Below are 5,918 nucleotides of genomic sequence, written 5' to 3' on the forward strand. Positions count from 1 at the left end.
AGTTAGGAGTTAGCTTATAAAAGTTAGGAGTTAGCTTATAAAAGTTAGGAGTTAGACCACTTAATTACCTGATAATCAATTGATACAGGGGTCCTAAAATAAGGAAAGTAATTAAAGTAAAAAAAAAGAACGTTTGCCTTTCTAATGAGGGGATTTTTAGGAAAAAGGCAGTCGAAAAAATGCAGGATTAGCACGATTGAAAAACAACGGAAAAACGGGATATAAAAAAAGGGGGAGGTTGCGCGCGCCAATAAATTGTAACTATCTAAGAATTAATTAGTTGTCCTTTTGTGCTTACCTTTATTTATCTCTCGATTGGTATTATCTAAGGCGAGTAAAATGCCAACCAAAAACCAATAAAAAGATCAGCAAAAGTAAGCAAAAACGACCTGAAAAAGATCAGCATAAACCGCTTCACTTTGTTCCACTATTTATATGATTTTTTTGGTCGTTTTTGCTTTGAAAATGGCTTTCTTTTTTTTCCTTTTTTCTTTTGAAAAGGAGATCCTCTTTTTCCTAAAGTACAGCGACCGAAGATCAAGAGTATGTCCGAAGGGATACAGGCCACAAATGTGCGAAGGCAAAAGAGTTTTATATAATTGTATAAAAGAATCGCATACAATTATATAAGCGAATCTTATACAATTATATACTGATTAGAGACCGCCCTCTGGTCGGTGAGCTTCAGAAAAACGCCCTTTACGTTGGGCGTTTTTCTGAAGCTCACAAGGTAATGAGAAAAATGGATTTTGACAAATCCATTTTTCTCATTACCTTGTGCGTAACGAACGAAGCAAGGGGGGGCTAATGTATATACATTTCGTTTCACTACATTATATCCATTGCCATCCCTCGCCAAAAAGCTTAACGCTGCGCTACTTTTTGGAAGTGCAAACGCCTGGACAAACCGCTTTGCTATTGTCCAGGACAAGAGCAACTCAAAAACAAGTTTTTGATATGGAGAAAGAAACCAACATCATCATCCGGCTAAAGCCAAATGATAAAGAAGAAATAAAGAAAAAGGCATCCAGCGCAGGGTTAACCCTCAGCGAATATGCCCGGAAATTAATGCTCTCTGGAGAGATCATTAAGGTTGAGCCAGAGGATCGGTTGACATTAAACGGCATTGCCAATAATCTGAATCAGCTAACCCGGTTAGCGAATCAGACAAAGGCCATTCAACCGGAGACAGAAAATGTATTAAGAAATTTAATAAACCAAATACGCCATGCCTACCGCAAACGCTAATACCGGAAATGGCTTTTCCAAAGCTGTAAGTTATGCCCTGCAGGAACAGAAAAAGGATGTTCCAGAACAAGGCCGTATGCAAATCATGGAGCAAAATAATGTGTACGGAGTAAATAGCAAGGAAATAGGTAAACAAATGCGGGAAATTGCCTTGGAGCGAGAAACTGTAAAAAAGCCTGTTTTGCATCTTCAAATTAATTTCCATCCTGATGAGAAATTAAACCGGGATCAAGCTCAAAAGGCTATAGACAGCATTTTAAAAGATATCGGGATAGAGAAAGAAAATCACCAATACGTCGTGGTCAACCATAAAGATAAAGCGCATGATCACTATCACGTCATAGCTAACCGGGTTGGTATGGATGGAGGACTAATGAATGACCACCGGATCAAAGACCGCTTACAGGTTGCTTGCGATAAAGTAGAGAAAGAGCAGGGATTGAGGCCGACACAGGGGAGAACGGTTATTTACGATCCAAGCCTAGAAAAGGGGTTCCGGTATGCGACCGCACAGGAAAAGCAGATCAATAAACAGCAAAAACAAAATAAGCCGGTTCGTGACAAAAACCCAAAGATCATGGAGCGGAAAAATGAAATCCGCGATCAGCTGCAAGCAGTGCTATCTAAAAAAGAAATAGATAGCCCGGAGAAATTGAAATCAGCATTAGAAAAACGAGGTATTGACGTCCAATTTTCTGAAAATAAAAAAGGGATATCGGGCATCAGCTTTAAAAAAGACAACATCTCTGTAAAAGGTTCGGCTATAGACTACAAATGGAGCGATTTAAGCAAGGCATTGCAGGAAAACAAGGATAAGGCTCAGCAATTAACGAACGTTAAGCCACAGGCTCCCAAATCAGCATTAAACACAACAAAGGACGGGTTACAGCCTACTCAAGAGGAAAAGAAAGAGTATGATTTTGTGAAGGACTATAACCCTCGGGTAGAAAAAGCCATTACGGAGATTAAAGAAGAACTGGAAAAAGGAAATATTAATCTTGATGTTTCTGCCATCATGGAGAAAAACGGCTTTAAGGAAGAAACAGACCGCTTTACTTATTCAAATGGAGTGCTAAAAAGTGGAGTTCGCAAAGCTACTATCAAACAGCCTATAAAAGATGTAAAAGAGCAATTTGAGCGGTTTAAGGACAGCGAAAAGCGATATAGCGAGCTGATGCAGCAGGAGCCTAAAAAAATTACTGTATTTGATAAATTAACAGGCGCAGCCAAAGAAAAAGAAAACACCAATTATAGCTTGCAGAGGGCTAAAAGGGAAGCCGTTAAGCCGGAATTTAAACCGCAAGTTCGTGGAATGCATATCCGGGATATTACGCTTTTTTCAAAATTTGAACACAGGGAATATGAGTATAAAAGGCAGGAGCAACTAAGAGAAATGTTTTCTAAGAAAAATGAAGAGGATCAGAGCCGTAAAAACGGATTAAGGAGATAGTCTCCCTATATTATGAATGAGCGATTCTAAAAAAACTATTATGATAAAATACCCTAGTGACCCGGTCCCCCTCTTTTTATTTTTTGTGAGATTCCTTCATCATAGAATCAACATTAACATTGTTTTCTTTCAAAAACTTGTTGTTGTTTACCATATCCTTTTGGATTAATTCGTAATATTCTACAGGAATCCCCAGAGCTACAAATTCTTCTTGAGTTAAAGTGAACACCATTTTATTATCTAGAGCTTTAACGTTTTCAGTAATGACTTTTGTAAGTTTTTCTGCAAGTTCTTTCTGTTCTTCTGTCCATAAACTATCAGGGGTTTGCTGTACATAATCAAAATCAGGATTAAAATAAGGTTCTTCCTGTTCCACTTTTGTTTGGTCAGTAACTTTACTCTTGTTATTACAAGAATACAAGAATAGAGCAACACATAAGGCTAAGGTTGTCATTTTCATAAAGCAAAGCTACATAAATTGTGCATTCTTATCTTTTTTTACGTAGTATTGCATCAATACGTCAATACATCAATACGTAATAACGTATTGACATAACTATAGAATATGGCTAAATTAATAGCAATAGCGCATCAAAAGGGGGGTGTTGGAAAAAGTACCTTAGCTTTAAACCTTGCTTATCGGTTCAGTAAGGAAGTGAAAACGGCATTAACCGATACAGACCCCCAAGGTTCTACAATGCAATTAAGGGACATTGTAGAGGGTATTGATATTTTGGAATACGAGGGAACCAGCAGCCTAAAAACAAAGCCGTATGATGTTATTTTTATCGACACACCGCCTTATCTGATCGAAAATATGATACCTCTATTTTTGGCTTCGGATTTCGTCCTGATACCTACTAAAGCAGGGGTAACCGACATCATGGCCATACGGGCAACCATTGAACTGGTTAAAGAAGCGCAGAAGAAGAAACCCGAATTAAAAGCGGGTATTGTTCTGAATATGGTTAAGCCCAGAGCGAACATTACGAGCGAAGCAAAAAAGGAATTAGAGGTGTTCGATTTACCTATTCTTGCAGAAATCCGAGATCGTGTTGTTTTCAATAATACGTTTCTTTCAGGCGGTATCAGTACAGGAAGCGACCAACAGGCCATACAGGAACTGGAGCAATTAACAAAGGAAATTTTAAATCTACTATAATGAGCGGAGCATTTGATAAACTGAAACAAGTAACACCGAAAGAGACCCCTAAACAAAAGATAGTTCCAGTAAAGGAAAAAAAACGGGACAGTGAAAAAAGCTATACTTTATGGCTTGATAAAGAACTTTTAAAGGACTTAAAACTTAAGGCCATAGAAACAGACGATAATATGAAAAGTATCGTAGAGAAAGCTTTAAGGGCATATTTAACGTAATAACGTATTGATGTCAATATGTTATTACGTTAAATTATTTGTCATCATAATGCCCTTTAGCAGAAACGATATCAACCGTTACGACTTCGTCATCTATGGAATAAACAAGCCTATGTTTGTCCGTGATTTTACGAGCATATAAGCCCGCTAAATCGTACTTTTTTAATTGTGGTTTACCTCTGCCAGTCTTTGGATGCTCTGCCAGTTCCTCGATGAGTAAACGAGCTTTTTCGTATGCTTGAGGTTCGGATTTTTTTAATGCCTTTAGGTCTTCTTGAGCCTTTTTAGAGAAAATAATAGTATACATTGAATCAGTTTACAGGCTCTCAAAAAAAGCGTTTAATTCTTCTTTGGTTTTAAGAACAATGCTTTTTCCTTCCCTAATTTCTTGTTGCGATTCTTTTATACGTTCAATCATTTCGGGGGTGAAATACAAGTCATCCGCAGATACTGGAGTAAGTACATACGCCTGTTTTCTTCCTCTTTTGATTACTATTTTTTGTCCATTGTCTGCCATATCAAAAAAATCTTTTTGACGCTCTCTGAACTGTCTGCTCGTTGTTTCTACTACCGTTTTCATTGTGTACTCTTATTGGTACACAAAGATAAGCATAAATAATTAAATAATTTTCAGGAATTTTTCAGCCACATAGAAACGCCCTTGGTCGGTTCGTGTATTGTAGAAAAACTGTTTGCTAAGTTCATCAAAAGACACTTCGATAATTACAGCTTCTAGGTTTCCATAACCAGTAGCCGTACCGCTTACAATAACCTTGTCGAATAGTTTAAATTTTGCTTCCATTCTTTTCTATTTTTTTAATTACTCCCTTTTTCTGATAAGTTCCGATAATATAAGCCGTTGAATTTTCAACTTTTATTTCCCCCTTACGTGCCTTTTTGTTCACGTCCTCAATGAATAAAATAAACTTATCATAGCCATCATTTGCAACGGATTCGGCTTGCTCTTCATTCAGTCCGTAGGCCATTATCGCCCTAACCTCTTTTTGATAGGATAGTGTTTTCTTAAAATCGATTTCCAGTTGTTCAGGTTTTTGGACATCAATATAAATTGTTATCCAGTGAAAAGAGCGTCCTTTTTTCTTTAGTTCGTAGTCGAAATGGATATCCGTATGCTCATTTATTTGCTTTTTAGCAAGGTCAAGAACAAAGGTTTTAAAAGCCGAATTGTCTGTATATAACTCTTTTTCTTTTCCCTTTGGGTCTTTCAAATACAGCATTTCTTTAAACTCGTCAATCGTGAATTTTCTTGCTCCCATTGTGCGATATTGACAAGCAATAGCGTAGATGCGTTTTGCAAATTTAGAGGTACAGGATAGCACCGCTTTAAGCTGTAAGGATGTGAAGTTTCTTTTTAGGTCGAAGAAATAGGGGAGGGCTTTTGATGATAATTGAACATCAACAGAACCAGTTCCTTTGATGTAATCAAAATACTGAAATAGTACCAGTTGGGTAAATCTTTCAGCAGTTTCAATTTCATACACTCTAGACATCATTCGTTCGGTAGTAACTCTTAATTGCTGATAGTTCCAGACACGGCCAGTTATGGCCTCTATATCGGATATGTGAATTGTATATGTATCTTCTCCTTGTTTCAGATTGGCAAGAATCATAAACATTATATCAAGCTCACAGGCTTCAAAATCGTATCTGCCCGATGTAATTGCATTGTGCTGCATAATTAATCGGTCATCGGAAACATTCTCTATTTGCATCATGATGTAAAAGTAATTAAAACACAGATATAAAACAAACATACGAAAAGATATCTAGGAGTTAGCTTATAAAAGTTAGGAGTTAGCTTATAAAAGTTAGGAGTTAGCTT

General features: G+C 37.2%; 9 protein-coding genes. 4 read left to right on the forward strand and 5 right to left on the reverse strand.

The window, feature by feature from the left end; all coding sequences use genetic code 11:
• Window positions 1-957: 957 nt before the first annotated feature.
• Entirely contained in the window at window positions 958-1,248 is a 291-nt protein-coding gene (locus tag FM107_RS19200; protein ID WP_179204555.1) for a plasmid mobilization relaxosome protein MobC, read from the forward strand.
• Window positions 1,229-2,698: a relaxase/mobilization nuclease domain-containing protein gene (locus tag FM107_RS19205; protein WP_086950097.1), complete on the forward strand. Its 1,470-nt coding sequence runs from the start codon at window positions 1,229-1,231 to the stop codon at window positions 2,696-2,698. The genes FM107_RS19200 and FM107_RS19205 overlap by 20 nt, the downstream gene beginning before the upstream one ends.
• Window positions 2,699-2,774: 76 nt before the next feature.
• Here FM107_RS19205 and FM107_RS19210 read toward each other — a convergent pair whose 3' ends face one another.
• A complete protein-coding gene (locus tag FM107_RS19210; RefSeq protein WP_086950098.1) occupies window positions 2,775-3,158 on the reverse strand; it encodes a hypothetical protein in 384 nt (127 codons plus the stop codon).
• Between the two features lie 105 nt (window positions 3,159-3,263).
• Between FM107_RS19210 and FM107_RS19215 the strand changes: the two genes are divergently transcribed.
• A complete protein-coding gene (locus FM107_RS19215; protein ID WP_086950099.1) occupies window positions 3,264-3,860 on the forward strand; it encodes a ParA family protein in 597 nt (198 codons plus the stop codon).
• Window positions 3,860-4,075: a hypothetical protein gene (locus FM107_RS19220; RefSeq protein WP_086950100.1), complete on the forward strand. Its 216-nt coding sequence runs from the start codon at window positions 3,860-3,862 to the stop codon at window positions 4,073-4,075. Before FM107_RS19215 ends, FM107_RS19220 begins: the two co-directional genes overlap by 1 nt.
• 34 nt (window positions 4,076-4,109) lie before the next feature.
• On the opposite strand, the gene FM107_RS19225 is transcribed toward FM107_RS19220, so the two are convergent.
• Genes FM107_RS19225 through FM107_RS19240 form a run of 4 tightly spaced genes read right to left on the reverse strand, consistent with a single transcriptional unit; the run spans window position 4,110 to window position 5,811 of the window.
• Entirely contained in the window at window positions 4,110-4,382 is a 273-nt protein-coding gene (locus FM107_RS19225; RefSeq protein WP_086950101.1) for a Txe/YoeB family addiction module toxin, read from the reverse strand.
• A 9-nt stretch (window positions 4,383-4,391) separates the two neighbouring features.
• The gene (locus FM107_RS19230; RefSeq protein ID WP_086950102.1) at window positions 4,392-4,655 is read right to left on the reverse strand and encodes a hypothetical protein; all 264 of its coding nucleotides are present in this window, start codon (window positions 4,653-4,655) and stop codon (window positions 4,392-4,394) included.
• A gap of 39 nt (window positions 4,656-4,694) precedes the next feature.
• A complete protein-coding gene (locus FM107_RS19235; protein WP_086950103.1) occupies window positions 4,695-4,877 on the reverse strand; it encodes a hypothetical protein in 183 nt (60 codons plus the stop codon).
• Window positions 4,861-5,811 (reverse strand): replication initiation protein, encoded by a 951-nt coding sequence (locus FM107_RS19240; RefSeq protein ID WP_086950104.1) that lies wholly within the window; start codon window positions 5,809-5,811, stop codon window positions 4,861-4,863. Before FM107_RS19240 ends, FM107_RS19235 begins: the two co-directional genes overlap by 17 nt.
• Window positions 5,812-5,918: the final 107 nt, after the last annotated feature.

Source organism: Sphingobacterium sp. JB170, assembly GCF_900163865.1.
In the GTDB taxonomy this organism is placed as follows: domain Bacteria; phylum Bacteroidota; class Bacteroidia; order Sphingobacteriales; family Sphingobacteriaceae; genus Sphingobacterium.

Bases quoted from the DNA above. Each gene is read 5' to 3' on its own strand.
- FM107_RS19200 (WP_179204555.1), top strand. From the start codon at position 958: ATGGAGAAAGAAACCAACATCATCATCCGGCTAAAGCCAAATGATAAA.
- FM107_RS19205 (WP_086950097.1), top strand. From the start codon at position 1,229: ATGCCTACCGCAAACGCTAATACCGGAAATGGCTTTTCCAAAGCTGTA.
- FM107_RS19210 (WP_086950098.1), bottom strand. From the start codon at position 3,158: ATGAAAATGACAACCTTAGCCTTATGTGTTGCTCTATTCTTGTATTCT.
- FM107_RS19215 (WP_086950099.1), top strand. From the start codon at position 3,264: ATGGCTAAATTAATAGCAATAGCGCATCAAAAGGGGGGTGTTGGAAAA.
- FM107_RS19220 (WP_086950100.1), top strand. From the start codon at position 3,860: ATGAGCGGAGCATTTGATAAACTGAAACAAGTAACACCGAAAGAGACC.
- FM107_RS19225 (WP_086950101.1), bottom strand. From the start codon at position 4,382: ATGTATACTATTATTTTCTCTAAAAAGGCTCAAGAAGACCTAAAGGCA.
- FM107_RS19230 (WP_086950102.1), bottom strand. From the start codon at position 4,655: ATGAAAACGGTAGTAGAAACAACGAGCAGACAGTTCAGAGAGCGTCAA.
- FM107_RS19235 (WP_086950103.1), bottom strand. From the start codon at position 4,877: ATGGAAGCAAAATTTAAACTATTCGACAAGGTTATTGTAAGCGGTACG.
- FM107_RS19240 (WP_086950104.1), bottom strand. From the start codon at position 5,811: ATGATGCAAATAGAGAATGTTTCCGATGACCGATTAATTATGCAGCAC.